Below are 26,407 nucleotides of genomic sequence, written 5' to 3' on the forward strand. Positions count from 1 at the left end.
CCGAACGGGGCGACGGCGGTGACCGCGTCGAGCCGTGTCTTTCTCACGGTCCAGGCACCCGGCGGAACACGGGCCGGGTGGTCTATGCGCCCCGACGGTGGCGTGGCTTCGTCGTCGAGCCCGCTCAGTCGCTGACCGGCGGCACAATGGCATAGGGGTTCGGTCGGGGAGGGGACGGGGGCGGGCGAGGGTCATGCGCATGCGGGGACGGGTGGGGCTCATAGGGGCGGGGATCACCGCCGGGCTGCTGGGTCCGCTGGCGCTGTGGCGGGCCTGGCTGGACGGCGCGCGGGCCCCGCGGCTCGTCCCCACCGATCTGCGGGACCGTGACCCCGAGGCGACGCCCGCGGCCCGCCGGGTCTACGCGCTGCTGGCCGGCCTGGAGAACGACGCCCGCCGTGGCCGTGCGACCCGTACCGTGATCGGGCAGCACGTGGAGCTGCAGAACGAGCGTTACAACGCGGGGTACGGCGACTACCGGGGGACCAAGCAGCCGGGCTACTACTACCGCAAGGCCCGGGACATCACCGGACGCCTGCCCGGCTTCGTGGAACTGGACCTCGGCCCCGGCTACGGGCAGCCGGGATGGGCGGTGGGCACGGCGCGCCCGTATTCCAAGGCGTGGCCGGCCTGCCGGCGTTACTGGGGGTACGTAGAGGACGCCGTGGACCTCGCCGTCGGTGTGTGGTCGGGCCTGCCCCGGGCGGCCGACGGCTCCTACCGGCCCTCCGGCACCCACCAGGAGTGCGCCTCCGGTGCCGACGTCTCCCTGCCGCACAACGGCGGTGGCCCCGCGGGCCTGGTCGGCTTGTCCTTCCACCAGCCGTATCCGGGCAGCCCGGTCAAGGGCTTCGAACAGACCCTGCTGCGCAACTCCCCCGGCGCGAAGGACCGCGGCTGGTTCGGCCGGGTGGCCACCGCGGGCAGCGCCGAGCACCGGTCGCTGCTGCACGACCTCGACTTTCTCGCGGACCACCTCGGCTATCTCGCCGACCAGGGGGTGCCGGTGCTGCTGCGCCCGTACCACGAGATGAACACCCGGCCGGGCCATGGCTTCTGGTGGGCGGGGCAGGATCCTGCCGCCTTCCGGAAGCTGTGGCGGCTGACCCACGACTATCTGGTGCACCGTCGCGGCCTGCACAACCTGATCTTCGTCTGGTCGCCGAGTTCCTGGGACGGCACCGACGACCGGCGGCCCGGGGCGTACTACCCGGGCGGCGGCTACGTCGACATCGTCGGCGTCGACGACTACACAGACACCCCGGCCAAACCGATGGGCGGCGCCTGGACCGAGGTCTGGTACCGGGGCCTGGAGGAGTACCGCAGGCCGCGCGTCGTCGCCGAGTCATTCCACGTCCCGCTGAACGCGGCGCAACCCCGGACCCTGACCCGGACGCCGTGGGTCATGTGGACTGTGTGGGGCCAGGCGCTGTCGTACGACAATCTCTCCGCGCCCCGGGGGAAGAACACCACGGCCGATGTGAAGCGGACCTATGGCTCACCCCAGGTGATCACCGGTGGCCACCCCGTCCACGTTTGGGATGTGGACTGGGAATCGCTGCACAAGAGTCAGTGAGGTTAACTTCTGAACACAGTTGCCACACATGCATTCCCATGTATCGCACATACATGCAAAGATCGTGTCTCTGTTCGGTCAGTGGTTCGGGCGCCCGGGGGGGCATCTGAGAGGCGACTGACCGATGCGCCGACAAACGGCGTGGGGGGATCGAACCCGGAACAGCGAAGCCGTCGTGGTGTGATCTGCCATGCCACCCACGGCCGTGGTCCGTCGATGCCTCCGCGCCACCGATCTCACGGGGAGTTCCGCAGTCGTCATGGCATCGACAACGGTCGACGGCGGTGCGCCGCATTCGCGTCACACCGCGAAACTGGCGAAGCGCACCGCTGCCTGGAAACCGGGCATCCTGCCGTTCCTGATCCCGCTGGTCTTCCTGACCGCGTTCAGCCTGTGGTCGTACACACCCAGCGACTCGCCGCTGGCATGGCTGATCACCATCTGCTGGGCCCTTCCGGTTCCGGGTGTACTCGTGTCAGTCCAGGGGTTCTTCCTCATCCGCCGCCGGCTCCGCAAGGCGCATCTGATGACCCCGCCGGCTCTGGTGGACCAGGACTTCCTGATCGTCCTCGTGCCCACCATCGGGCGGCACGACACCTACCCGGCCCTGGAGCGCTCCGTCCTCTCCTATGTGGAGCACCTGCCGGAGTGGTTCCCGTACATGCGCGTGGACGTGCTCACCGAGGAGGGCTGCGAGGCCGCACAGCGGATCGACGAGCTGGCCGCGGTCAGCCCGCTGATCCGGGTGGTCACCGTGCCCAAGGCGTACGAGACCGAGAACGGCACCCGCTTCAAGGCCCGCGCCAACAACTACGCCCACGAGCTGCGTATCGAGGAGCGCGAGGCCCTCGACCACGTCTGGGTACTGCACATGGACGACGACACCGGTGTCGGCCCGGACACCTCGGCGTCCCTCGCTCAGTTCATCAACCGCCAGCGCCGTGCGACCCCCGAAGAGGTCAAGCACATGGCGCAGGGCATCCTGACCTACCCGCGCGAGAACGCGGTGAGCCTGCTCACCTGGTTCGCCGACGCCATCCGCCCCGCCGACGACATCGCGCGCTTCCGGGCCTTCACCGGCCTGGGTACCCCGGCCGCCGGCGTGCACGGTGAGCTGCTCGTCATCCGTGCCTCCATCGAGGCCGAGATCGGCTGGGACTTCGGCCCCAAGGAGATCGTCGAGGACGCCCGGCTCGCCCTGACCTTCTGCCGTCTCTACCCGGGCCGCAGCGACTGGTTCAACGGCCGCTGCTACGGCGCCTCCCCGACCAACGCCAAGGACTTCATCAAGCAGCGCGAGCGCTGGGCGTGGGGCCTGGTCGCCCTCTGCTTCAACCGCAGGGTCCCGCTGCGCTACCGCTGGTTCCTGACCATCTGTGTGACGAGCTGGATCCTCGGCCCGCTCCAGCACGTCGGCACGATCATCTTCGTCGCCTGGTTCATCGGCGACATGAACACCTCGCCCGTGACCCAGTCGGTGGTCATTCTTTGGTCGATCAGCTTCGCGTATGTGATCTGGGCGTACTGGGAAGGGCTGCGGCTCAACGCGATCGCCTCGGTGAGCGGCCGCCGCAAATGGTGGGAGCCCATCGCGGTCCTCCTGCTGCTGCCCTACTTCTCCCTCATCGAAGGAATCGGGGGCATCAAGGGCCTCTGGAGGTTCCTCCGCCGCGAGGAGAACAAGTTCGTCGTCATCGCCAAGCCCGCCTGACCCGGAAGAGACCTCACACCCATGAAGCGCGCACGCCTGCCCATGCTCGCCGTGCTCCCCGTCACTGTCATCTCCCTCGTGGTCGCGGCTCCCTTCGTGATCGGCGATCACCCGCTGCAGTGGTCGTCCGGATCCCTCGTGCCCCACCTGGTGCTCGACGGCAGCGAGCCCACCCACCCGGTCGGCTCCAAGTCCAGCGCCGGCGCCACGGCGTCTTCGGAGAACACCGAGGTCGCCAAGGTCGACACGGAGTGGAAGGAGGGCATGCCGCAGTGGGGCGTCCAGCTCTACTGGGAGGACAACCCCAAGCACTCCCTCGAATACGTGGAGAAGCAGGCCCGGCTGCACGCGAACTACCTGGTCGGCCTGCATGCCAACTCCGTCAGCGTCTCCTTCCCGTTCTTCACCGGGAACAAGTCCTCGACGAAGATCAGCGGCGGTGCCAAGACCCCCACCCCCGAGCGGCTCGCCCGGGTGCTGGCGATCTTCCACGAGGCCGGACTGCGCACGACCGTACGGCCGCTCATGGACGAGACCTCGCTCGACATCGCGGACGGCAACTGGCGCGGGAACATCGCCCCCTCCAGCCGTGACGCCTGGTTCGCCTCGTACCAGAAGTTCCTGACGCCCTACCTGAAAGCCGCGGACGGCGAGCAGGCGGCAACCTTCGTCATCGGCACCGAGCTGAACTCCATGGAGGGCGACGACCGTTGGAACGCGCTCGTGGACGACGCCGAGAAGGTGTTCAGCGGCGAGGTCGCGTACGACGCGAACTGGGACAACTACGTCAGCGGCCCGATCTCCATGCCCGTCAGTCACCTCGGCATCGACGCGTACTTCCCCGTCAAGGTCGGCGACGACGCCTCGGTGAAGACCCTCGTCGACGGCTGGGACAAGTGGCTGGACAAGAAGGCCACCGGCTCCCTGCCGAAGATCACCATCGCCGAGGCCGGCATCGGCGCCATGAACGGCGCCTACCACTCCCCCGGCAACTTCTACACCAAGCGCGCCGTCAACCTCCAGGTGCAGGCCAACTGGTACACCGCCGTCTGCCGGGTGGTCCAGGAACGGAAGATGAGCGGCGTCTACTGGTGGTCGATCTACTTCGACGACGACCCCAACGACAAGCCCGACGACAAGGTTGCCTCCCGGCTCGACTTCGCCGGTCGCCCCCTCTCCGAGAAGGCGATCAAGTCCTGTTTCACCTCCGACTACGCGGGCCCCGGGACTGACACCGCTAGCTGACCGAGCGAGGCAATCATGCAAGAAGCCATCATTCTGGTGGGCGGCAAGGGAACCCGCCTGCGCCCCCTGACGAACCACACCCCCAAGCCCCTTCTCGGCGTCGCGGGCTCCTCCTTCATCCGCCACCAGGTGGCCAAGCTGATGGAGGCCGGCGTCGAGCACCTGGTGTTCGCCACCTCGTATCTCGCGAACCTCTTCGAGGACGAGTTCCGTTGCTTCTCCCAGGACCTGGAGATCTCCTACGCCGTCGAGGAGGTCCCGCTCGGTACGGGCGGCGCCATCCGCAACGCAGGCCGCCTGCTGCGCGGCTCGCAGGACGCCCCGGTCCTGATCCTCAACGGCGACATCCTCTCCGGCATCGACCTGCGCGCCATCCTGGAGCACCACGAGGCCCGGGACGCGGACGTGACCCTGCACCTCACCCGGGTCGCCGACCCGCGCGCCTTCGGGCTCGTCCCCACCGACGAGAGCGGCCGGGTGCTCTCCTTCCTGGAGAAGCCCAAGACGGCCGAGGAGTGCGTCACCGACCAGATCAACGCCGGCTGCTACGTCTTCCGCCGATCGGTCCTCGACGCCATCCCGGCCGACCGGGAGGTCTCGGTCGAACAGGAGACCTTCCCACGGCTCGTCGCCCGCGGCGGCCGCGTCTTCGGCCACACCACCGCCGACTACTGGCGTGACCTCGGCACCCCGCTGGCCTTCGTGCACGGCTCCGCCGACCTGGTCACCGGCAGGGTGACCTCGCCGCTGGTCGGCCCGCCCGCCGAGGCCCTGATCCACCCCACGGCCACCGTGGACCCGACCGCCCGTGTCACGGGCGGCTCGACCATCGGCCCGTACGCCGTCATCGCCCCGCACGTGGTCGTAGACCGCTCCATCGTCGGCGAGCGCGTCACCGTGTCCGAGGGCGCCCGGATCCATGAGTCCGTGGTGGACCACGACGCCTCCATCGGCAGCGAATCGATTCTTCGCGAGGTCGTGGTGGGCTGCCACTCCCACGTCGGCGCGGAGAACGAGCTGCCTGCCCAGTTGCGGCTGTCCTGCGGCATCCGCATTCCCGCCCAGGGGGTGCGCGTCAGCGGCACGGCTGCCGCCTGCCCGACGGCCCACTGAATTCGCCGGCCCGACCGGACAGTTACTGGAGAGACGTGACCACCCATCAAGCCACCCCGGTAGGCGACCCGACGGAGCCGCCCGAGCACCGGTCGGACCAGCACCGCCGCAGAGCCCCGAAGGAAGACCGGCTGCGGAAGTACCGGCCGGACATCCAGGGCCTGCGTGCCGTCGCCATCATGATGGTCGTCGCCATGCACTGCGGCATCATCGACATCCACGGCGGCGTGGACGTCAGCTTCGTCCTCAGCGGCTTCCTCATCGGCGGCCAGATCCTCGCCGAGATCGACAAGTCGGGCAAGGTGTCGCTGAGCAAGTTCTGGGCCCGCCGCTTCCGGCGCCTCGCCCCGGGCATGTCCGTCGTCATCCTCGCCACCGCGGCCCTGGCATGGATCTACGCCAGCCCGCTCAGGTTCCGCCAGACCATGGAGGACGGTCTCGCCTCCTCGCTGAGCGTCATGAACTGGCGGCTGGTCGAGACGGGCACCGACTACTTCGCCAACGACGGGACCCAGTCCCCGTACCAGCACTTCTGGTCGCTGGGCATCGAGGAACAGTTCTATCTGGCGGCCCCGATCACGTTGTTCGTCACCGTCTGGCTCAGCCGCGCGATCTTCCGCAACCGCGTCCTAGTGGGCCTGTTCCTCACCGCGGTGGTGGCCGGCTCGCTGTATCTGTCCGTCACACAGACCAAGTCGAACCAGCCGCTCGCCTACTTCGGCACCCAGACCCGCATCTGGGAACTCACCTCAGGCATCCTGCTCGCTCTGAGTGCTCCGCTGCTGTCCCGCATGAATCGCGGGCTCGCTGCGGTGATCTCCTGGCTGGGACTCGCCACCGCGATCGGCACCGCGCTCCTCATCAGCGCGGAAACCCCCCTGCCGGGGTACGCGGTGGCCGGGCCCGTGCTGGGCGCCGCCATGATCATCGCCGGCGGGTGCGCAGCTCCCCGCTTCGGCGCGGAGTGGCTTCTGCACAACCCGGTGCTCAACTCAGTCGCGACGGTAAGTTACGGCTGGTACCTCTGGCACTGGCCGCTCCTCATCCTCTGGCCGGACATCACCGGACGCGAGCTCTCCTACTCGGACCGTTTCCGCGTCGCCTCGCTGTCGCTGATCCTGGCCTACGCCATGTACCACATGATCGAATTCCGCTTCCGGAACAACGCACAGCTGGTGGCCCGCCCCTGGAAGGGGATCTTCGCCGGTGGCACCGCGGTCGCGGGAACGGCCGGGGCCGCGGCCATCGCCATGACCGTCCTCCCGCTGAACATCTCGGGCTCGGCCGTGGCCGTCGACTCCAGCACGGTCGGGTACAGCGGCGCGGCCTCGGTGAAGAGCTCCGTGCTCCAGAAGAAGCTCACCGCTGCCGCTCAAGCCGCTCTGCCGAATTCTCCGGACGACAGGACTCACTACGGCTGCATCGACGACACCGACGTCGAGAAGTTCGTCATGCGCGACAACTGCGTCATCGGAGACCCGGCAGGGAAGAAGTCGATCGTCGTCATCGGCGACTCCCACGCCTGGCAGTGGGGCGACGCCTTCAACGAGATCGGGAAGAAGCTCGACGCCAAGGTCGTGACCATGGCGAAGGGGGGCTGCTCCCCCGAGGTCTACGCCATCAAGAACCCCGAGCTGAACCGCGAGTACTCCGAATGCGACAGCTGGCGTGAATCGGCGTTCGAGCAGCTCAAGGAGCTCAAGCCGAATATCGTCGTCGTCACCAGCCGGGTCCGTCAGGAAGCGACCGAAACCGGCGCCGAGAAGACCTTCCAGGCCCTGGAGGACTCCGGTGCCGACCTCATCTACATGACGGACACCCCGCAGCCCGGCAAGAACGTCCCGGACTGTCTCGCCACCCACACCGACGACATCTCCGCCTGCAATCCGGGCCAGGACTCGGCCATCGAGTTCCCCGACTTCCGAACCATGGAGGAGAAGGTGGCCACGCGCCACGGCGCCGTGATCATCGACACCCTGCCCGCGTTCTGCGCGGACGGCGTCTGCCCGACGGTGATCTCCGGCCAGATCGTCTACTTCGACTCCAGCCACATCACGGCCGGCTACGCGAAGACCCTGGTGCCCTTCATCCAGCCGACGGTGAAGAAGGTCCTGGCCGGCTGACCCCGTGCACCTCGCCCCGTACCCGGCGGGCCTCCCGCTGCCGCTGGGCAAGCCGGTCGTCCGCCGGGTACGCGACCTCCTCCAGCGTCAGCCCGTGCGGTCGTACGACGTGCACGGCGCTGTCCCGCACCCCCGCGTCCAGCACCTTCCGCGGCCACTCCACGCCCCGGTGCCCGTCCCCCACGAAGAGCAGCGCGCCGACCATCGACCGCACCTGGTTGTGGCAGAAGGCATCGGCCCGCACCTCGATCTCGACGACCCCGTCATCCCGCCGGCTCACCCCGAAGCCGAGGATCTCGCGAATGGTCGTCGCCCCCTCGCGCTTCTTCGCGTACGCCGCGAAGTCATGCTCTCCCACAAGGGACTTGGCAGCGGCGTCCATCGTCTCGACGTCCAACTCCCAGTCGTGCCACAGGACGTGGTTGCGCAGCAGCGGGTCCACGCCTCCCGGCCGGTCGCCGACCCGGTAGACGTACCGCCGCCACAGCGCCGCGAACCGCGCGTTGAACCCGGCCGGCGCCTCGTCCAGCGCCCACACCCGCACATCCTTCGGCAGCCGCCCGGCCAGCCGCTTCAGCAGCTTCTCGCGCTGCTCCTCCCACACCCCGACCGGCAGATCGACATGCGCCACCTGCCCCCGCGCATGCACCCCGGCATCCGTCCGCCCGGCCACGGTCAGGTCGTACGCCCTGTCCTGCGACCGGGTGACGATCCGCAGCGCGTCCTCGATCTCCCCCTGCACGGTCCGCTTTCCCCCGGCCTGCTTGGCCCACCCGTGGAAGTGGGTCCCGTCGTAGGACAGGTCGAGACGGACCCGGACATGGCCGGGCTGAACTTCGTCACTCACGGAAGAATCCTCTCAGGCACCAAAAAGTGGGCCCGCCCCTCGAAAGGGACGGGCCCACCGACACGCCCCTTCAGGGGCGCGGGGAACTGCATGACCAGCCACAACGGGCCGGCAGCCAAAGGACGGCCTTACGCCTCCTTCGACTCCTCGGCCTCGTCGGCCTTGGCGTCCTCGGCGACCTCGGTCTCCTCGACCTTGGTCTCCTCGGCCTTGGCCTCAGCAGGAGCCTCGGCGTCCTTGGCGGCACGCTTGGTGGCGGCCTCGGCCTCACCCGTCGCCTGCTGCGCGACCGTCAGCGCCTCGACCAGCTCGATGACAGCCATGGGCGCGTTGTCGCCGCGGCGGTTACCGATCTTGGTGATACGGGTGTAACCACCCGGACGGTTCTCGTACCGCGGGCCGATCTCGGTGAAGAGCGTGTGCACGATGCTCTTGTCCGTGATGACCTGGAGCACCTGGCGGCGGTTGTGAAGGTCACCCTTCTTCGCCTTGGTGACCAGACGCTCGGCGTACGGCCGCAGACGGCGGGCCTTCGCCTCGGTGGTGGTGATACGGCCGTGCTCGAACAGCGCCTTCGCGAGGTTCGCGAGGAGCAGCTTCTCGTGCGCGGCGCTGCCGCCCAGACGGGCACCCTTGGTGGGCTTCGGCATGGTTCTTCTCCTGTGTGTCTGCCCCGGCCGTATCAGGTACCGGGGTCAGTATCCGAGCAGGCGGTCGCCTGTCGGAGATCCGGGGGCCGCCGAAGCGAACCCCGGAGATGGTGGAGATCAGTACTGCTCGGTCTCCACGAAGCCCGCGTCCACGTCGTCGTCGGCACCGAAGGCGTCGGCGGCGGCCGTGGGGTCGAATCCGGGCGGGCTGTCCTTGAGGGCCAGGCCCATGCCGGCCAGCTTCGCCTTGACCTCGTCGATGGACTTCGCACCGAAGTTGCGGATGTCCAGGAGGTCGGCCTCGGAGCGGGCGACGAGCTCACCCACGGAGTGGATGCCCTCACGCTTGAGGCAGTTGTAGGAGCGGACGGTCAGTTCGAGCTCCTCGATCGGGAGCGCGAGGTCGGCCGCCAGAGCCGCGTCCGTCGGGGACGGGCCCATGTCGATGCCCTCGGCGTCGATGTTCAGCTCGCGGGCGAGACCGAACAGCTCGACCAGGGTCTTACCGGCCGACGCCATGGCGTCACGCGGACGCATGGCCTGCTTCGTCTCGACGTCGACGATCAGCTTGTCGAAGTCGGTGCGCTGCTCGACACGGGTCGCCTCGACCTTGTACGTGACCTTGAGCACCGGCGAGTAGATGGAGTCGACCGGGATACGGCCGATCTCCTGACCCACCTGCTTGTTCTGCACGGCGGAGACATAACCGCGGCCACGCTCGACCGTCAGCTCCATCTCCAGCTTGCCCTTGCCGTTGAGGGTGGCGAGGACCAGGTCGGGGTTGTGCACCTCGACACCGGCCGGGGGCGCGATGTCGGCGGCGGTGACCAGACCCGGGCCCTGCTTGCGCAGGTACATCACGACCGGCTCGTCGTGCTCCGAGGAGACGACCAGCTGCTTGATGTTGAGGATCAGGTCGGTGACGTCCTCCTTGACGCCCGGCACGGTGGTGAACTCGTGCAGGACACCGTCGATGCGGATGCTGGTGACAGCAGCGCCGGGGATCGACGACAGGAGGGTGCGGCGCAGGGAGTTGCCGAGGGTGTATCCGAAGCCCGGCTCCAGCGGCTCGATCACGAACCGGGAGCGGAACTCGTCGACGACCTCTTCGGTCAACGAGGGACGCTGAGCGATCAGCATGGTGTGGATCCTTCAGTTGCGGGCGCCCGCTATTTGACGCCCTGCTGGTACTGCAAGGGTACGGGCGATACGGCCCTTTTACGGAGCCGTACCGCCCGGAAACCTCAGGCCCGAAGGCGTCGCGTCAGACGCGGCGGCGCTTCGGCGGACGGCAGCCGTTGTGCGGGGTCGGGGTGACGTCCTGGATGGAGCCGACCTCGAGGCCCGTGGCCTGCAGGGAACGGATCGCGGTCTCACGACCGGAACCCGGGCCCTTCACGAACACGTCGACCTTGCGCATGCCGTGCTCCTGGGCGCGGCGGGCAGCCGACTCGGCGGCCATCTGCGCGGCGAACGGCGTGGACTTCCGGGAGCCCTTGAAGCCGACGTGGCCGGCGGAGGCCCAGGAGATCACGTTGCCGGACGGGTCCGTGATGGAGACGATCGTGTTGTTGAACGTGCTCTTGATGTGCGCGTGGCCGTGAGCGACGTTCTTCTTTTCCTTGCGGCGCACCTTCTTGGCAGCGCCCTGACGACCCTTGGGGGGCATCTACTAACTCCTACGGGAGGTGGTCGGTCCTACAGCGAAGACCGTGGACAGAGGTCCGCTGCGGACTACTTCTTGCCCGGCTTCTTCTTGCCGGCGATGGCGCGACGCGGGCCCTTGCGGGTGCGGGCGTTGGTGCTGGTGCGCTGACCGCGGACGGGCAGGCCGCGGCGGTGACGCAGACCCTGGTAGCAGCCGATCTCGACCTTGCGGCGAATGTCGGCCTGGATCTCGCGACGGAGGTCACCCTCGGTCTTGATGTTGTTGTCGACGTACTCACGAATCGCGACCAGCTGCTCTTCAGTCAGGTCACGGACGCGGGTGTTCGGGTCGATGCCGGTCTCGGCCAGCGTCAGCTGGGAGAGCGTGCGGCCGATGCCGAACACGTAGGTGAGGGCGACTTCCACACGCTTTTCGCGCGGGATGTCAACACCGGAAACGCGTGCCACTTCAATGGCTCCTGGTGATCTTCGGAGGTCTTCCGCAGGACCGGATCCCAGCCGCCGTACCAGGTACGAACTGGGTCCCCGGCCTCCGAACCGGGGGTGTCGAGCCGTGTTCGACTCGGGCCCTGCGTATGAACATTTCAGCTTGCGTCGCGCGAAACTCTGCGATGGATGCAGAGGGATCGGTCGTGCGTCAGCCCTGGCGCTGCTTGTGGCGCGGGTTCTCGCAGATGACCATGACCCGACCGTGACGGCGGATCACCCTGCACTTGTCGCAGATCTTCTTGACGCTCGGCTTGACCTTCATGGGATTGAGGTTCTCCGGGTCAGTTGCCGGCAGCCCCGCTCGCACGGGACCTGGGCAAGATCTACTTGTATCGGTAGACGATCCGGCCACGCGTCAGGTCGTACGGAGACAACTCCACCACGACCCGGTCGTCAGGGAGGATGCGGATGTAGTGCATACGCATCTTGCCGCTGATGTGTGCCAGGACCTGGTGGCCGTTCTGGAGCTCGACCTTGAACATCGCGTTCGGAAGAGACTCGACGACAGTGCCCTCGATCTCGATGGCACCTTGCTTCTTGGCCACGCTTCGCCCTTCGAATCGACTACCTTGATCGACTCACGAGGGGCATGCGGACATGCGGGTGCACGAGAGCCGACGAGTCAGTCTACGTCAGCACCCAGAAAAAGACGAACTCGCTCGGACTCCGCAGCTACACATGACAGTGCCCCGCCCGTCGGCACGTTATGCACGACGGGCGGGGCGAGCGGTAGTTCCCCCCTACCGCGCCTACTACTGACTTACTTCTCGACGGTCTCGCAGGCCGTGCCGCCGTCGTGCGTGCCGTCCTTCCAGTTCGCATTGATCGCGAACCGGTAGTGGGTGAAGTGGTTGCCGTTGTTGTACTACGTCGTCTTCAGGCAAGCGGGTCGGGCGCCGCCGTGACCCCGTGCTCCGCCAGCTTCGCCCGGCCCCCGTCGGGAGCCGTCAGCACCAGCGGGCCCTCCTCCGTGAGGGCGACGGAGTGCTCCCAGTGCGAGGACCAGGTCCCGTCGGTCGTGATGACCGTCCAGTCGTCCTCCAGCACCTCGGTCCGCGGCGTCCCCAGCGACACCATCGGCTCGATGGCCAGGCAGAAGCCGGGGACCAGCTTCGGGCCCTTCCCCCGCCGCCGGTCGACGTAGTTCAGCAGGTGCGGGTCCATGTGCATCTCGGTGCCGATGCCGTGGCCGCCGTAGTCCTCGATGATCCCGTACTTGCCGCCGCCCGGCTTCGGCTGCCGGCGGATGTACGTCTCGATGGCCTTGGAGACGTCGACCAGCCGGTTGCCCTGCTTCATCGCCGCGATACCGGCCCACATCGACTCCTCGGTCACCCGGGAGAGCTCGATCAGCTCCGGCGCGTGACCGGAACCCACGAAGGCCGTGTAGGCCGCGTCACCGTGCCAGCCGTCGACGATCGCACCGCAGTCGATGGAGATGATGTCGCCGTCCTTGAGGACGACGTCGTCCGAGGGGATGCCGTGGACGACCACGTCGTTGACGGACGTGCAGATGGTGGCCGGGAAGCCGCCGTACCCGAGGAAGTTCGACTTGGCGCCGTGCTCGGCGAGGACCTTGCGGGCCACCTCGTCCAGGTCCTTGGTGCTGGCACCGGGGACCGCCACCTCACGGGTCGCCGCGTGGATGGCGGCTACGACCAGGCCCGCCGCCCGCATCTTGGCGATCTGCTCGGGGGTCTTGATCTGCACCATGGGGGCCTGCGCTCTCCGTCACTCACGTCAACGTCAACCGGATACCTGTACAACAGTACGGCCGCGGCACCCGGGGGGGCACCGCGGCCAGAACCGCCGTGGAACTACTTCTTGTCGTCCTCGTCCCACCCCAGCGCGTCCAGCGCCCGCCGGGTGATCTCTTCCACCGGGCCCAGCGAGGAGATCGTACGGACCAGGCCCTGCGACTTGTAGTAGTCGATGATGGGCTCGGTCTGTGTGTGGTAGACCTCCAGCCGCGTACGGACGGTGTCCTCGGAGTCGTCGTCGCGCTGGTAGAGCTCGCCACCGCAGATGTCGCAGACACCCTCGACCTTCGGCGGACTGTACGTCACGTGGAAGACGTGGCCGTTGTCCTTGCGGCAGATGCGGCGGCCCGCGATCCGCTTGACGACCTCGTCCTCCGGGACCTCGAGGTCGAGTACGGCGTCGAGCTTGATGCCCTCGTTCTTCAGCAGCTCGTCGAGCGCCTCGGCCTGCGAGACGTTGCGCGGGAACCCGTCCAGCAGGAAACCGCCGGTGGCGTCCGGCTGCTCCATACGGTCCTTGGCCATGGCGATGGTGACCTCGTCCGGGACGAGGTTGCCGGCGTCCATGTAGGACTTCGCGAGCTTCCCGAGATCCGTCTGCTGGCTGATGTTGGCCCGGAACAGGTCGCCCGTGGAGATGTGCGGGATCTTCAGCTTCTCGGCGAGGCGAACGGCTTGCGTTCCCTTACCGGCACCCGGCGGCCCGACGAGGACGATTCGCATCAGCGGAGGAACCCTTCGTAATTGCGCTGCTGAAGCTGGCTCTCGATCTGCTTCACCGTCTCGAGACCGACACCCACGATGATCAGGATGCTGGTGCCACCGAACGGGAAGTTCTGGCTCGCCCCGAAGCCGACCAACGCCACTGTCGGTACGAGAGCGATCAGCCCCAGATACAGCGAACCCGGCCAGGTGATCCGGTTGAGCACGTACGAGAGGTACTCAGCGGTCGGTCGGCCAGCCCGGATGCCCGGGATGAAGCCACCATACTTCTTCATGTTGTCGGCTACTTCTTCGGGGTTGAAGGAGATGGCGACGTAGAAGAACGCGAAGAAAACGATGAGCAAGAAGTACAGGGTGATGTAGGTGGGGCTGTCGCCCTGCTTGGTCAGGTTCTGCTCGATCCAGCTCTTCCAGCCCGAGCTGCCTCCTGCGAACTGCGCCACGAGTGCCGGGATGTAGAGCAGCGACGAGGCGAAGATGACGGGAATCACACCCGCCTGGTTCACCTTGAGCGGGATGTAGGTGGACGTACCGCCGTAGGACCGACGGCCGATCATGCGCTTCGCGTACTGCACCGGGACGCGTCGCTGGGCCTGTTCGACGAAGACGACGAGCCCGACCATGACCAGGCCGATCGCGATGACCGCGCCGAACTCGATCCAGCCGTCGGCCAGGGTGCCCTGCTTCTTGATGGCCCACAGCGCGGACGGGAAGGTCGCGGCGATCGAGATGAACATCAGGATCGACATGCCGTTGCCGATGCCGCGGTCGGTGATCAGCTCACCGAGCCACATGACGACGGCCGTACCGGCGGTCATGCAGATGACCATCGTGATCGTCGAGAAGATCGACTGGTCAGGGACGATGCTGGACGCGACCGAGCAGCCGTTGAAGAGCGCGCCGCTGCGGGCGGTGGCGACCAGGCCGGTGCCCTGCAGGATGGCGAGTGCCACTGTCAGGTACCGCGTGTACTGTGTGATCTTCGTCGTACCGGCCTGGCCCTCCTTCTTCAGGGCTTCCAGACGCGGGATGACCACGGTCAGCAGCTGAAGGATGATGCTGGCCGTGATGTACGGCATGATGCCGAGCGCGAAGATCGTGATCTGCAGCAGCGCGCCGCCGCTGAACATGTTGATCATGCCGAAGAGCCCCTGGTTACCAGAGGCCTCCTTTACGCACTGCTGCACAGACGTGTAGTCCACACCCGGGATCGGGATGTGCGTACCGACCCGGTAGACCACGATGATGCCCAGCGTGAAGAGCAGTTTCTTGCGCAGGTCGGGCGTCCTGAACGCCCGGGCGAACGCGGTGAGCACGGTGCCTCCTGCGACCCCCGCGCAACTGCGTCAAGGGCGACGGTCTTGAGGTTCGACGAATAGGAAAAAAGAACAGCGCAGGCCACCATACCGGCGACCACGCCCCCCTAGGAACGACCAACCGGGGATACCCCCCTGTGAGGGTATCCCCGGTCGGGATCGCTTACGTCATCGATGACGTCCGAGATGCTCAGACGAGCTCGGTGACGGTGCCGCCGGCAGCGGTGATCTTCTCCTTGGCGGAGCCGGAGACGGCGTCGACCGTCACCTGCAGCGCCACGGAGACCTCACCCTGGCCGAGGACCTTGACGAGGCTGTTCTTGCGAACGGCACCCTTGGCGACGAGCCCCTCGACGGTGACCTCGCCACCCTCCGGGTACAGCGCGGCCAGCTTGTCGAGGTTCACGACCTGGAACTCGGTCTTGAACGGGTTCTTGAAGCCCTTCAGCTTCGGAAGACGCATGTGGAGGGGCATCTGGCCACCCTCGAAGCGCTCCGGAACCTGGTAACGGGCCTTCGTACCCTTGGTACCACGACCAGCCGTCTTACCCTTCGACGCCTCACCACGACCCACACGGGTCTTGGCGGTCTTGGCGCCCGGGGCGGGACGGAGGTTGTGGATCTTGAGCGGGTTGTTCTCCGCCATGATCAGTCGACCTCCTCGACCGTCACGAGGTGGCGGACGGTGTGCACCATTCCGCGGAACTCGGGGCGGTCCTCCTTGACGACCACGGTGTTGATCCCCTTGAGACCAAGAGACCGCAGAGTGTCACGGTGGTTCTGCTTGCTGCCGATGTACGACTTCGTCTGCGTGACCTTGAGGCGAGCCATTACGCACCCGCCCCGGCACGTGCACGAAGGAGAGCCGCGGGGGCGACGTCCTCGAGGGGCAGACCGCGGCGGGCCGCGATCTCCTCGGGACGCTGCAGGCCCTTGAGGGCCGCCACGGTCGCGTGCACGATGTTGATCGCGTTGTCGGAGCCCAGGGACTTCGACAGGATGTCGTGAACGCCGGCGCACTCGAGCACCGCACGCACCGGGCCACCGGCGATAACACCGGTACCGGGGGACGCGGGCTTGAGCAGGACGACGCCGGCAGCCTTCTCACCCTGGATGGGGTGCGGGATGGTGCCCTGGATACGGGGGACCTTGAAGAAGTGCTTCTTGGCCTCCTCAACACCCTTGGCGATGGCGGCCGGCACCTCCTTGGCCTTGCCGTAACCGACACCCACGGTGCCGTCACCGTCGCCCACCACGACCAGCGCGGTGAAGCTGAAGCGACGACCACCCTTCACAACCTTGGCGACGCGGTTGATCGCGACAACGCGCTCAACGTACGCGGTCTTCTCGGCGGCAGCAGCGCCGCCGTCACGGCCCTTCCGGTCCCGCCGCTCGCCGCCACCGGCACCGCCACCGCGGCGCTGGGGTCCAGCCATTGGATTACCTCTCTCTTTCCGCTAGCTACAAGCGGCTCAGAACTTGAGCCCGGCTTCGCGGGCGGCGTCCGCCAGGGCAGCGATGCGCCCGGCGTACTGGTTGCCACCACGGTCGAACACCACGGCCTCGACACCGGCGGCCTTGGCACGCTCGGCGACCAGGGCGCCGACCTGCTTGGCCTGCGCGGACTTGTCACCCTCGCCACCGCGGACCGAGGTGTCCAGAGTGGACGCCGACGCCAGGGTGTGACCCTTGATGTCGTCGATCACCTGGGCCACGATGTGGCGGTTGGAGCGGGTAACGACCAGACGGGGACGCTCCGCCGTACCGGAAATGTTCTTACGGATCCGGATGTGACGGCGCTTGATCGCGGCGCGCTTGTAGGCGTCGCCCTTGAGGATCTTCTGTCCGTATGCCATGGCTTACTTACCCGCCTTTCCGACCTTGCGGCGGATGACTTCGCCCTCGTACTTGACGCCCTTGGCCTTGTACGGGTCGGGCTTGCGCAGCTTGCGGATGTTGGCCGCGACCTCGCCGACCTTCTGCTTGTCGATGCCCTCGACCGAGAACCGGGTGGGGTTCTCGACCTTGAAGCTGATGCCCTCGGGGGCCTCGACAAGGATCGGGTGGCTGTAACCGAGCGCGAACTCGAGGTTCGCACCCTTGGCGGTCACGCGGTAACCGACGCCGCTGATCTCGAGCTTCTTCACGTAACCCTGGGTCACGCCGGTGATCATGTTCGCCACCAGCGTGCGGGACAGGCCGTGCAGGGCCTTGCTCTGACGCTCGTCGTTGGGGCGGGTGACGTTCAGAACGCCGTCCTCACCCTTGGCGATCTCGATCGGCGCGACGACGGTGTGGGTCAGCGAGCCCTTGGGGCCCTTGACCGAGACCGTCTGGCCGTCGATGGTGACGTCCACGCCGGCGGGAACCGTGATGGGGAGCTTGCCAATGCGCGACATAGCTGTTTCCTCCGTTCCCTTCTGCTACCAGACGTAGGCGAGGACTTCTCCGCCTACGCCCTTCTTGCCGGCCTGCTTGTCGGTGAGGAGCCCGTGCGACGTGGAGATGATCGCCACGCCGAGGCCGCCCAGCACCTTGGGCAGGGAGGTGGACTTCGCGTAGACCCGGAGACCGGGCTTGGAGATCCGCTTGATGCCCGCGATGGAGCGCTCACGGTTGGGCCCGAACTTCAGGTCCAGGACGAGGTTCTTGCCGACCTCGGCGTCCTCGACCTTCCAGCCCGTGATGAAGCCCTCCTGCTGGAGGATCTCCGCGATGTGCGACTTGATCTTCGATGCCGGCATCGTCACGGTGTCGTGGTATGCCGAGTTCGCGTTACGCAGACGCGTAAGCATGTCTGCGATCGGATCAGTCATGGTCATGAATTGGCCTTCGGCCTCTCTCGCCGGGGTTTCCAGGTGCCCATCCCTCTCCTCGATCCGAGACGAGGCGGGTGCGGTGCGGTGGACCTACGGCGTAGTAAGTCGTACGGGGCGTCAGGCGCCCAACCCTCCAAGCCTAAGCCATGGAAGGGTGGGCACCTGACACGCCCATTGCTTACCGAGAGCTTCCGGAATCCCTGAAAGCGGGGATTACCAGGAGCTCTTGGTCACGCCCGGCAGCTCGCCACGGTGAGCCATCTCACGAAGGCACACGCGGCACAGGCCGAACTTGCGGTACACGGAGTGCGGACGGCCGCAGCGCTGGCAGCGGGTGTAGCCACGCACACCGAACTTGGGCTTGCGAGCAGCCTTGGCAATCAGAGCCTTCTTCGCCATCTCGCTCACGCCTCCTTGAACGGGAAGCCGAGGTGACGAAGGAGCGCGCGGCCCTCAGCGTCGTTGGTCGCCGTGGTGACCACGGTGATGTCCATGCCCCGGGTACGGTCGATCTTGTCCTGGTCGATCTCGTGGAACATGACCTGCTCCGTGAGACCGAAGGTGTAGTTGCCACGGCCGTCGAACTGCTTGGGGGACAGACCACGGAAGTCGCGGATGCGCGGCAGCGCGAGCGACAGGGTGCGGTCCAGGAACTCCCACATGCGGTCGCCACGGAGCGTGACGTGGGCACCGATCGGCTGGCCCTCACGCAGCTTGAACTGCGCGATGGACTTGCGGGCCTTGGTGACGGCCGGCTTCTGACCGGTGATGGTGGTCAGGTCACGGACGGCACCGTCCATGAGCTTGGAGTCACGGGCGGCGTCGCCGACACCCATGTTGACCACGATCTTGACGAGACCGGGGATCTGCATGACGTTCTCGTACTTGAACTCGTCACGCAGCTTGCCCGCGATCTCCTCGCGGTACTTCTGCTTCAGACGCGGAGTCGTGGTGGTAGCCATCAGATGTCCTCACCCGTCCGCTTGGCAACGCGGATCTTGTTGCCTTCGTCGTCGAAGCGGTAACCGACACGCGTGACAACCTTGTTGCCGTCCTTCTCAACGACCAGCTGGACGTTGGAGACGTGGACCGGCGCCTCGGTCGTGACGATGCCACCGGCCTGCGAACCGCGAGCGGTCGGACCGGCCTTGGTGTGCTTCTTGACCCGGTTGACACCCTCGACCAGGACACGGTCCTCGCGGGGGTAGGCCGCGATGACCTTGCCCTGCTTGCCCTTGTCCTTACCGGTGATGACCTGGACCAGGTCGCCCTTCTTGATCTTCATGCTTACAGCACCTCCGGAGCCAGCGAGATGATCTTCATGAACTTCTTCTCGCGCAGCTCGCGCCCGACCGGGCCGAAGATGCGGGTGCCGCGAGGGTCACCGTCGTTCTTCAGAATGACGGCGGCGTTCTCGTCGAAGCGGATGTACGAGCCGTCCGGACGGCGGCGCTCCTTGACGGTGCGAACGATGACCGCCTTGACGACGTCACCCTTCTTCACGTTGCCACCGGGGATCGCATCCTTGACGGTGGCGACGATGACGTCACCGATGCCCGCGTAGCGGCGACCGGAGCCACCGAGCACACGGATGCAAAGGATTTCCTTCGCACCAGTGTTGTCGGCGACGCGCAGTCGCGACTCCTGCTGGATCACGTCTATCTCCTGTGTGTCTGCCGGTTCCCCGGGGGCCGTTCAGTGGGAACGGCCCCCGGAGCCTGGCGGAACTGTCCTGCGAGGGGTGCCCCGCAGGAGAATTACTTGGCCTTCTCGAGGATCTCGACGACGCGCCAGCGCTTCGTCGCGGACAGCGGCCGGGTCTCCATGAGGAGGACACGGTCGCCGACACCCGCGGCGTTCTGCTCGTCGTGCGCCTTGAGCTTGTTCGTACGGCGGATGACCTTGCCGTACAGCGCGTGCTTGACGCGGTCCTCGACGGCGACGACGACGGTCTTGTCCATCTTGTCGCTGACGACGAGACCCTCACGGGTCTTGCGGAAGCCGCGGGCCTCTGCAGTCTGCTCAGTCACGTTGCTCTCACTCATCAGGCGCTCTCCACCGTCTCGATGCCCAGCTCGCGCTCACGCATCAGGGTGTAGATCCGCGCGATGTCCTTACGGACGGCCTTGAGCCGACCGTGGTTCTCGAGCTGACCAGTCGCCGCCTGGAAGCGGAGGTTGAACAGCTCTTCCTTGGCCTCGCGGAGCTTGTTCAGCAGCTCCTCGTTGCCCAGCTCGCGCAGCTCGGACGCCTTGGTACCGGCCGACATCACGCTTCACCTGCCTCGCGCTTGACGATCCGGCACTTCATCGGCAGCTTGTGGGCTGCGCGAGTCAGAGCCTCACGGGCGATCTTCTCGTTGGGGTAGGACAGCTCGAACATGACCCGGCCCGGGTGCACGTTCGCGATCCACCACTCCGGAGAACCCTTACCGGAACCCATGCGGGTCTCGGCAGGCTTCTTCGTCAGCGGGCGGTCCGGGTAGATGTTGATCCAGACCTTGCCGCCACGCTTGATGTGGCGGGTCATCGCGATACGAGCGGCCTCGATCTGGCGGTTGGTCACATACGCCGGCGTGAGGGCCTGGATGCCGTACTCGCCGAACGCGACCGTGGTACCGCCCTTGGCCTCACCACGCCGCTTCGGGTGGTGCTGCTTGCGGTGCTTGACCCTACGGGGGATCAGCATGTCGGTCAGGCCTCCGTTCCGGTGCTCTCAGCAGCCGGAGCGGCAGCGGCCTCGGCCTGGGGGGCCTCGGCAGCGGGAGCCTGCTGCGGCTTGCGACCGCGCCGCTCGCCACCACGGCCACCACGGGCCGGGCGGTCACCAGCGCCACCACCACGGGCCGGGCGGTTGCCGGCACGGGCAGCGGCGTTCTCGGCGCGGACCTCGGCGATGTTCTTGACGTCGCCCTTGTAGATCCAGACCTTCACGCCGATACGGCCGAAGGTCGTCTTGGCCTCGAAGAAGCCGTAGTCCACGTTCGCGCGGAGCGTGTGCAGGGGCACACGGCCCTCGCGGTAGAACTCCGAGCGGGACATCTCGGCGCCGCCGAGGCGGCCACCGCACTGGATCTTGATGCCCTTGGCGCCGGCCTTCATCGCCGACTGCATGCTCTTACGCATGGCGCGGCGGAAGGAGACGCGGGAGGAGAGCTGCTCGGCGACGGCCTGGGCCACCAGCTGAGCGTCCGTCTCCGGGTTCTTGACCTCGAGGATGTTCAGCTGGACCTGCTTGCCGGTCAGCTTCTCCAGGTCACCGCGGATGCGGTCGGCCTCGGCGCCACGGCGGCCGATGACGATGCCCGGACGCGCGGTGTGGATGTCCACGCGGACACGGTCACGGGTGCGCTCGATCTCCACCTTGGAGATACCGGCGCGCTCCATGCCGGACGTCATCATCCGACGGATGGCGACGTCTTCCTTGACGTAGTCCTTGTACAGCTTGTCGGCGTACCACCGGGACTTGAAGTCCGTGGTGATGCCGAGCCGGAACCCATGCGGGTTAACCTTCTGGCCCATTACCGGGTTCCTTCCTTGCTGCTGACGACCACGGTGATGTGGCTGGTCCGCTTGCGGATCCGGTAGGCACGGCCCTGGGCACGCGGACGGAACCGCTTCAGGGTCGGGCCCTCGTCGACGTAGGCCTCGGAAATGAAGAGGCTGTCGGCGTCGGTGTGGTCGTAGTTGTGCGCGGCGTTGGCAATGGCGCTGTCGAGCACCTTGCCGACCGGCACGGAGGCTGCCTGCGGAGCGAATCGCAGAACAGCCTGGGCCTCCGTGGCATCCATGCCACGGATGAGGTCCACCACGCGGCGGGCCTTCATGGGCGTGACGCGGATGTACCGCGCCTGGGCCCTGGCTTCCATGGTTGTCCCTTTCAGGTTTCTTTGTCTGAATGCGATCCGCTGTTAGCGGCGCTTCGACTTCCGGTCGTCCTTGACGTGACCCCGGAAGGTACGAGTCGGCGAGAACTCGCCGAGCTTGTGACCGACCATCGCCTCGGTGACGAACACCGGGATGTGGGTCTTGCCGTTGTGCACCGCGATCGTGTGGCCGAGCATCGCCGGGACGATCATCGAGCGACGGGACCAGGTCTTGATGACGTTCTTGGAACCGGCTTCGTTCTGGACATCCACCTTCTTGATCAGGTGGTCGTCGACGAAGGGTCCCTTCTTCAAGCTACGAGGCATCTCAACCCGTCCTTAGCGCTTCTTGTTCGTCTTGCGGCGGCGGACGATGTACTTGTTCGACGCCTTCTTGGGCGAACGAGTACGGCCTTCCTTCTTGCCCCACGGGGACACGGGGTGGCGGCCACCGGAGGTCCGGCCCTCACCACCACCGTGCGGGTGGTCGACCGGGTTCATGACGACACCACGGACGGTCGGGCGAACGCCCAGCCACCGCTTACGGCCGGCCTTGCCCCAGTTGATGTTCGACTGCTCGGCGTTGCCGACCTCACCGACGGTGGCGCGGCAGCGCGCGTCCACCATGCGGATCTCGCCGGACGGCATACGGAGCGTCGCCATGGCACCCTCACGCGCCAGCAGCTGCACGGAGGCACCTGCGGAGCGGGCGAACTTGGCGCCACCACCGGGACGGAGCTCGATCGCGTGGATCGTGGTACCGACCGGGATGTTGCGGAGGGCCAGGTTGTTGCCCGGCTTGATGTCGGCCCCGGGACCGTTCTCCACGGTGTCGCCCTGCTGCAGGTTGCGCGGGGCGAGGATGTAGCGCTTCTCGCCGTCCGCGTAGTGCAGCAGCGCGATGCGCGCGGTGCGGTTGGGGTCGTACTCGATGTGCGCGACCTTCGCCGGCACGCCGTCCTTGTCGTGACGACGGAAGTCGATCACTCGGAAGGCGCGCTTGTGTCCGCCACCCTGGTGGCGAACGGTCACACGACCGGCGTTGTTACGGCCGCCCTTGCTGTGCAGCGGGCGGACCAGCGACTTCTCCGGCGTGGACCGCGTGACCTCGACGAAGTCGGCGACGCTGGCGCCACGACGGCCCGGCGTAGTCGGCTTGTACTTGCGGATTCCCATTTCTCAGTCCTCGTCCGATATCGGACGATCCGACCCGCTTACGCGGACGGACCGCCGAAGATGTCGATACGGTCGCCCTCGGCGAGGGTCACGATCGCGCGCTTGCTGCCGGCACGCTGACCGAAGCCGGTCTTCGTGCGCTTGCGCTTGCCCTGGCGGTTGATCGTGTTGACCCCGGTGACCTTGACCTCGAAGACCGCCTGGACGGCCTGCTTGATCTGGGTCTTGTTGGCGCCCGGGGCGACGATGAACGTGTACTTGTTCTCGTCGAGGAGCGCGTAGCTCTTCTCCGAGACGACCGGCTTGAGCAGCACGTCACGGGGGTCCGTGAACGACTTGCTCAGCGGGGTCTCGACGGTGTTCTTGCCCTCGGCGGCGTGGCGGCGCGCCTTGGCGACGCGCGCGGCCTTGGCGGCCTTGGCCGCCTTCGAGGCGATGCTCGGGTGACGGGTAGCCATCAGACCTCGGTCCCTTCGGTGTCGTTGGCCTTCGGGCCGGCGACGAAGGACTCGAAAGCGGCCTGGGTGAAGACCACGTCGTCCGAGACGAGAACGTCGTACGTGTTCAGCTGGCCCGGCTCCAGGATGTGGACCTGGGGCAGGTTGCGGGCGGACAGCCACGCGGCCTCGTCGGCGCGGTCGACGACCAGGAGCAGGTTCTTGCGCTCCGAGATCTTGCCGAACAGCGTGCGAGCGGCCTTGGTGCTGGGGTTCTCGCCCTCGACCACGCCGGAGACGACGTGGATGCGGTTGTGGCGCGCCCGGTCGGTGAGGGCGTGGCGCAGAGCGGCAGCCTTCATCTTCTTCGGGGTGCGCTGCGAGTAGTCACGCGGCTGCGGACCGTGGACGACGCCACCGCCGGCGAACTGCGGGGCGCGGGTCGAACCCTGACGGGCGCGACCGGTGCCCTTCTGGCGGTACGGCTTCTTGCCGCCACCACGGACCTCGCCACGGGTCTTCGTCTTGTGGGTGCCCTGGCGGGCAGCGGCCAGCTGTGCGACGACGACCTGGTGAAGCAGCGGAACGCTGACCTTCTCTACGTCGAAGATCTCCGCGGGGAGCTCGACGCTACCGGCCTTCTCGCCAGCGGGCGAAAGGATGTCAACAGTGCTCATCGGTACCTCAGGCCCCCTTGGCCGCGGTGCGGACCAGGACGAGGCCGCCGTTCGGACCGGGAACCGCGCCCTTGATGAGCAGCAGACCCTTCTCCGCGTCAACGGCGTGGACGGTCAGGTTCTGGGTGGTGACCCGCTCGTTGCCCATGCGACCCGCCATGCGGAGGCCCTTGAACACGCGGCCCGGGGTGGCGCAGCCACCGATGGAACCGGGAGAGCGGTGCTTGCGCTGGGTGCCGTGACCGGCGCCGAGGCCCTTGAAGTTGTGACGCTTCATGACACCGGCGAAGCCCTTGCCCTTGCTCTTGCCGGTGACGTCGACCTTCACGCCGGCCTCGAAGACCTCGGCGGTGACTTCCTGACCGAGGGTGTACTCGGTGGCGTCGGCCGTCCGGATCTCGACAAGGTGACGACGGGGGGTGACGTCGGCCTTCGCGAAGTGACCCTTGAGGGGCTTGTTCACCTTGCGCGGGTCGATCTCGCCGAAGGCGATCTGGACCGACTCGTAGCCGTCGACGTCATTGGTACGGACCTGGGTGACGACGTTGGGACCGGCCTTGACGACGGTGACCGGGACGACACGGTTGTTCTCGTCCCAGACCTGCGTCATGCCGAGCTTCTCGCCCAGGATGCCCTTGATCTGCTTAGCCATTCTCAGATCACCGGCCCTAAAGCTTGATCTCGATGTCGACACCGGCCGGGAGGTCGAGTCGCATCAGAGAGTCAACGGTCTTGGGCGTCGGGTCGAGGATGTCGATCAGGCGCTTGTGCGTGCGCATCTCGAAGTGCTCGCGCGAGTCCTTGTACTTGTGCGGCGACTTGATGACGCAGTACACGTTCTTCTCAGTGGGCAGCGGCACCGGGCCCGCGACCGACGCACCAGTCCGGGTCACCGTCTCGACGATCTTCTTCGCCGAGGAGTCGATGACCTCGTGGTCGTAGGCCTTGAGCCGGATGCGGATCTTCTGTCCCGCCATGGCTACTCAGTAGTCCTGTCTCTTCTTACGCTCCGGAACCCGGTGGATTCCCTTTGCTGCCTTCGTTCTCTCCGACCCACGCGGTCGGGTGTGTCGCGCTCCCGCTGACACAGATGCCCCTTGTTCGAACATCCCTGCTGGGAAGCACGGCCCTTCCGGAACCGCAAGCCGGGGGCGGAAGGCCCACCGGGCGCCTGGCCGGTGCTGCACTCCACTTCCCGAAAGATTCCCGTACGTCCGCCCCAGTGCTGCCGTAGTGGCAGTTAGGACGACGAGTACTGTGGGACTCGCTTCCGGTCCTCCCGGCGGGAGGCGCGCAGCATCAACACTCGACCGAGCAACTCCGACAGTCTGCCATAGGGGACGGGGGCCTGGCCAATCGGGCCGGAGAGAATACCCCCAGGGTGACGTAGGTCAAACACGAGGTCGATCCGGGCGCCGTCGGCGAGGATCGTCGACATGGACCTCAACCGGGCGGCGGCCGCGCTGGAGCCGCACAGACAGGGTTGGCTGGCGGCCGGCCTGCGGGCCTCCCCCGTCCTGTGGGGCGAGGAGGGTGAAGAGCTGGCCGTACGAGTCTCGGGCTCTGCCTGGCAGGTGGACCTGTACGTCGGACTGCAGGCGACAGGCCGGGCTCATCTCGTCTTCGTCTCCCCGGCCCACACCGCCGAGGAACTCCGCAGGGTCCGCTCCGTCGAGGCATGGGAGTCCCTGCTCGACGAGGCGGTCATCCGGGCGCCCCGTACGTCTCTGCAACCCGCGCAGCTGTTGGCCGAGAGCTGCACCACCAGCTGGCTTGACTGGATCCACGGCGAGCTGTGGCTGCTCCCGGACGCCCTGGTCCGGATCCGCAGCAGCCTGATCGCCTCGCTCGGCCACTCCCGGGCGACGGCACGCTCCCCGTACCGGCACGTCCTCTACGACCCGACGGCGATCCTCGCGACCCACCGCACCAACAAGGTGATCCCCCTGGCCTACATAGCCGAGGCCCGCCTGCACGGCGGAGTGACGACGTCGGGCATGACACTCCGCATGACGGACGGCACCCACCACAAGCTGCTCTGGCTGTCGACGGAACCTGCCCGGCGGTTGCTCAGGGACCGCCTGCTGCCGGCGCTGGGCCCCCGCCTGACCCACTGAGCCTCTCAGGACCCCGAGGGGTCGGGATGCGCAACAACCACTGGATCCTCCGACCACACGAGGCGGTATCCCTCGCCGCTCTCCCAGTCCGGGGA

At 67.0% G+C, this 26,407-nt stretch carries 37 protein-coding genes; 6 read left to right on the plus strand and 31 right to left on the minus strand.

Annotated elements, in window-relative coordinates:
- Positions 1-199 precede the first annotated feature (199 nt).
- The 5 genes from ABTY98_RS24300 to ABTY98_RS24320 all read left to right on the plus strand — a co-directional run bounded on the left by ABTY98_RS24300 (position 200) and on the right by ABTY98_RS24320 (position 7,768).
- Positions 200-1,576 carry a glycoside hydrolase family 26 protein gene (locus tag ABTY98_RS24300; protein WP_352223067.1) on the plus strand — a complete coding sequence of 459 codons (1,377 nt, stop codon included), beginning with the start codon at positions 200-202 and terminating at the stop codon, positions 1,574-1,576.
- Positions 1,577-1,835: 259 nt separating this feature from the next.
- Positions 1,836-3,287, plus strand: coding sequence for a glycosyltransferase family 2 protein (locus ABTY98_RS24305; protein ID WP_352223069.1), 1,452 nt, complete (start codon positions 1,836-1,838; stop codon positions 3,285-3,287).
- A gap of 21 nt (positions 3,288-3,308) precedes the next feature.
- Entirely contained in the window at positions 3,309-4,532 is a 1,224-nt protein-coding gene (locus tag ABTY98_RS24310; RefSeq protein WP_352223071.1) for a glycoside hydrolase family 113, read from the plus strand.
- Between the two features lie 15 nt (positions 4,533-4,547).
- Complete coding sequence (gene manB / locus ABTY98_RS24315; RefSeq protein WP_352223072.1) at positions 4,548-5,645, plus strand: mannose-1-phosphate guanylyltransferase; 1,098 nt, start codon at positions 4,548-4,550, stop codon at positions 5,643-5,645.
- A gap of 35 nt (positions 5,646-5,680) precedes the next feature.
- Positions 5,681-7,768, plus strand: a complete 2,088-nt coding sequence (locus tag ABTY98_RS24320; RefSeq protein ID WP_352223073.1) for an acyltransferase family protein — start codon at positions 5,681-5,683, stop codon at positions 7,766-7,768.
- Here the strand turns inward: ABTY98_RS24320 and truA are convergent.
- From truA to rpsJ, 31 genes are all read right to left on the minus strand, one after another.
- Positions 7,731-8,615 (minus strand): tRNA pseudouridine(38-40) synthase TruA, encoded by an 885-nt coding sequence (gene truA / locus ABTY98_RS24325; RefSeq protein ID WP_352223074.1) that lies wholly within the window; start codon positions 8,613-8,615, stop codon positions 7,731-7,733. The genes ABTY98_RS24320 and truA overlap by 38 nt on opposite strands.
- Positions 8,616-8,743: 128 nt before the next feature.
- Complete coding sequence (gene rplQ, locus ABTY98_RS24330) at positions 8,744-9,265, minus strand: 50S ribosomal protein L17 (RefSeq protein WP_352223075.1); 522 nt, start codon at positions 9,263-9,265, stop codon at positions 8,744-8,746.
- 117 nt (positions 9,266-9,382) lie between these two features.
- Positions 9,383-10,405: a DNA-directed RNA polymerase subunit alpha gene (locus ABTY98_RS24335; protein WP_019055532.1), complete on the minus strand. Its 1,023-nt coding sequence runs from the start codon at positions 10,403-10,405 to the stop codon at positions 9,383-9,385.
- Positions 10,406-10,529: 124 nt separating this feature from the next.
- On the minus strand, positions 10,530-10,934 hold the full coding sequence (rpsK, locus tag ABTY98_RS24340) for a 30S ribosomal protein S11 (protein ID WP_003956432.1): 405 nt from the start codon (positions 10,932-10,934) through the stop codon (positions 10,530-10,532).
- Positions 10,935-10,999: 65 nt separating this feature from the next.
- Positions 11,000-11,380, minus strand: a complete 381-nt coding sequence (rpsM, locus tag ABTY98_RS24345) for a 30S ribosomal protein S13 (RefSeq protein ID WP_020941684.1) — start codon at positions 11,378-11,380, stop codon at positions 11,000-11,002.
- Between the two features lie 190 nt (positions 11,381-11,570).
- The gene (gene rpmJ, locus ABTY98_RS24350) at positions 11,571-11,684 is read right to left on the minus strand and encodes a 50S ribosomal protein L36 (RefSeq protein WP_003998809.1); all 114 of its coding nucleotides are present in this window, start codon (positions 11,682-11,684) and stop codon (positions 11,571-11,573) included.
- 61 nt (positions 11,685-11,745) lie between these two features.
- Positions 11,746-11,967, minus strand: coding sequence for a translation initiation factor IF-1 (gene infA, locus ABTY98_RS24355; protein WP_003948620.1), 222 nt, complete (start codon positions 11,965-11,967; stop codon positions 11,746-11,748).
- 331 nt (positions 11,968-12,298) lie between these two features.
- On the minus strand, positions 12,299-13,135 hold the full coding sequence (map, locus tag ABTY98_RS24360) for a type I methionyl aminopeptidase (protein ID WP_352223076.1): 837 nt from the start codon (positions 13,133-13,135) through the stop codon (positions 12,299-12,301).
- Between the two features lie 104 nt (positions 13,136-13,239).
- Positions 13,240-13,905, minus strand: coding sequence for an adenylate kinase (locus tag ABTY98_RS24365; RefSeq protein ID WP_352223077.1), 666 nt, complete (start codon positions 13,903-13,905; stop codon positions 13,240-13,242).
- Entirely contained in the window at positions 13,905-15,221 is a 1,317-nt protein-coding gene (secY, locus tag ABTY98_RS24370; RefSeq protein ID WP_352223078.1) for a preprotein translocase subunit SecY, read from the minus strand. Before secY ends, ABTY98_RS24365 begins: the two co-directional genes overlap by 1 nt.
- 190 nt (positions 15,222-15,411) lie before the next feature.
- Positions 15,412-15,867: a 50S ribosomal protein L15 gene (rplO, locus tag ABTY98_RS24375; protein ID WP_007443991.1), complete on the minus strand. Its 456-nt coding sequence runs from the start codon at positions 15,865-15,867 to the stop codon at positions 15,412-15,414.
- Between the two features lie 2 nt (positions 15,868-15,869).
- Complete coding sequence (rpmD, locus tag ABTY98_RS24380) at positions 15,870-16,052, minus strand: 50S ribosomal protein L30 (RefSeq protein WP_006376032.1); 183 nt, start codon at positions 16,050-16,052, stop codon at positions 15,870-15,872.
- Complete coding sequence (rpsE, locus tag ABTY98_RS24385; protein WP_016645168.1) at positions 16,052-16,657, minus strand: 30S ribosomal protein S5; 606 nt, start codon at positions 16,655-16,657, stop codon at positions 16,052-16,054. The genes rpmD and rpsE overlap by 1 nt, the downstream gene beginning before the upstream one ends.
- 36 nt (positions 16,658-16,693) lie before the next feature.
- Positions 16,694-17,077, minus strand: a complete 384-nt coding sequence (gene rplR, locus ABTY98_RS24390; protein ID WP_089099426.1) for a 50S ribosomal protein L18 — start codon at positions 17,075-17,077, stop codon at positions 16,694-16,696.
- A 3-nt stretch (positions 17,078-17,080) separates the two neighbouring features.
- The gene (gene rplF / locus ABTY98_RS24395) at positions 17,081-17,620 is read right to left on the minus strand and encodes a 50S ribosomal protein L6 (RefSeq protein ID WP_352223079.1); all 540 of its coding nucleotides are present in this window, start codon (positions 17,618-17,620) and stop codon (positions 17,081-17,083) included.
- 24 nt (positions 17,621-17,644) lie between these two features.
- A complete protein-coding gene (gene rpsH / locus ABTY98_RS24400; protein ID WP_352223080.1) occupies positions 17,645-18,043 on the minus strand; it encodes a 30S ribosomal protein S8 in 399 nt (132 codons plus the stop codon).
- 210 nt (positions 18,044-18,253) lie between these two features.
- Positions 18,254-18,439 carry a type Z 30S ribosomal protein S14 gene (locus ABTY98_RS24405; RefSeq protein WP_003948630.1) on the minus strand — a complete coding sequence of 62 codons (186 nt, stop codon included), beginning with the start codon at positions 18,437-18,439 and terminating at the stop codon, positions 18,254-18,256.
- Between the two features lie 5 nt (positions 18,440-18,444).
- On the minus strand, positions 18,445-19,002 hold the full coding sequence (gene rplE, locus ABTY98_RS24410) for a 50S ribosomal protein L5 (protein WP_352223081.1): 558 nt from the start codon (positions 19,000-19,002) through the stop codon (positions 18,445-18,447).
- Positions 19,002-19,325 (minus strand): 50S ribosomal protein L24, encoded by a 324-nt coding sequence (rplX, locus tag ABTY98_RS24415; protein WP_030967306.1) that lies wholly within the window; start codon positions 19,323-19,325, stop codon positions 19,002-19,004. Before rplX ends, rplE begins: the two co-directional genes overlap by 1 nt.
- A gap of 2 nt (positions 19,326-19,327) precedes the next feature.
- A complete protein-coding gene (gene rplN, locus ABTY98_RS24420) occupies positions 19,328-19,696 on the minus strand; it encodes a 50S ribosomal protein L14 (RefSeq protein ID WP_003998823.1) in 369 nt (122 codons plus the stop codon).
- 101 nt (positions 19,697-19,797) lie between these two features.
- The gene (rpsQ, locus tag ABTY98_RS24425) at positions 19,798-20,085 is read right to left on the minus strand and encodes a 30S ribosomal protein S17 (protein WP_003992363.1); all 288 of its coding nucleotides are present in this window, start codon (positions 20,083-20,085) and stop codon (positions 19,798-19,800) included.
- The gene (gene rpmC, locus ABTY98_RS24430; RefSeq protein ID WP_010036720.1) at positions 20,085-20,309 is read right to left on the minus strand and encodes a 50S ribosomal protein L29; all 225 of its coding nucleotides are present in this window, start codon (positions 20,307-20,309) and stop codon (positions 20,085-20,087) included. The genes rpsQ and rpmC overlap by 1 nt, the downstream gene beginning before the upstream one ends.
- The gene (gene rplP, locus ABTY98_RS24435; protein WP_030788270.1) at positions 20,309-20,728 is read right to left on the minus strand and encodes a 50S ribosomal protein L16; all 420 of its coding nucleotides are present in this window, start codon (positions 20,726-20,728) and stop codon (positions 20,309-20,311) included. The genes rpmC and rplP overlap by 1 nt, the downstream gene beginning before the upstream one ends.
- A 5-nt stretch (positions 20,729-20,733) precedes the next feature.
- A complete protein-coding gene (gene rpsC, locus ABTY98_RS24440) occupies positions 20,734-21,561 on the minus strand; it encodes a 30S ribosomal protein S3 (RefSeq protein ID WP_217549193.1) in 828 nt (275 codons plus the stop codon).
- On the minus strand, positions 21,561-21,908 hold the full coding sequence (gene rplV, locus ABTY98_RS24445) for a 50S ribosomal protein L22 (protein WP_003974262.1): 348 nt from the start codon (positions 21,906-21,908) through the stop codon (positions 21,561-21,563). The genes rpsC and rplV overlap by 1 nt, the downstream gene beginning before the upstream one ends.
- A 42-nt stretch (positions 21,909-21,950) precedes the next feature.
- Entirely contained in the window at positions 21,951-22,232 is a 282-nt protein-coding gene (rpsS, locus tag ABTY98_RS24450) for a 30S ribosomal protein S19 (protein WP_330459294.1), read from the minus strand.
- A gap of 12 nt (positions 22,233-22,244) precedes the next feature.
- A complete protein-coding gene (gene rplB / locus ABTY98_RS24455; RefSeq protein WP_189268841.1) occupies positions 22,245-23,081 on the minus strand; it encodes a 50S ribosomal protein L2 in 837 nt (278 codons plus the stop codon).
- A gap of 38 nt (positions 23,082-23,119) precedes the next feature.
- Positions 23,120-23,539 (minus strand): 50S ribosomal protein L23, encoded by a 420-nt coding sequence (gene rplW / locus ABTY98_RS24460; protein ID WP_352223082.1) that lies wholly within the window; start codon positions 23,537-23,539, stop codon positions 23,120-23,122.
- A complete protein-coding gene (gene rplD, locus ABTY98_RS24465) occupies positions 23,539-24,195 on the minus strand; it encodes a 50S ribosomal protein L4 (protein WP_352223083.1) in 657 nt (218 codons plus the stop codon). The genes rplW and rplD overlap by 1 nt, the downstream gene beginning before the upstream one ends.
- A gap of 7 nt (positions 24,196-24,202) precedes the next feature.
- Complete coding sequence (gene rplC / locus ABTY98_RS24470) at positions 24,203-24,847, minus strand: 50S ribosomal protein L3 (protein ID WP_352223084.1); 645 nt, start codon at positions 24,845-24,847, stop codon at positions 24,203-24,205.
- Between the two features lie 16 nt (positions 24,848-24,863).
- Positions 24,864-25,172 (minus strand): 30S ribosomal protein S10, encoded by a 309-nt coding sequence (gene rpsJ / locus ABTY98_RS24475; RefSeq protein WP_003948644.1) that lies wholly within the window; start codon positions 25,170-25,172, stop codon positions 24,864-24,866.
- A gap of 459 nt (positions 25,173-25,631) precedes the next feature.
- Here rpsJ and ABTY98_RS24480 point away from each other — a divergent pair, with 459 nt between their 5' ends.
- Positions 25,632-26,312 carry a hypothetical protein gene (locus ABTY98_RS24480; protein ID WP_352223086.1) on the plus strand — a complete coding sequence of 227 codons (681 nt, stop codon included), beginning with the start codon at positions 25,632-25,634 and terminating at the stop codon, positions 26,310-26,312.
- The last annotated feature ends 95 nt before the right edge of the window (positions 26,313-26,407 follow it).

This window comes from Streptomyces sp. NPDC096040, from assembly GCF_040303265.1.
Taxonomy (GTDB): domain Bacteria; phylum Actinomycetota; class Actinomycetes; order Streptomycetales; family Streptomycetaceae; genus Streptomyces.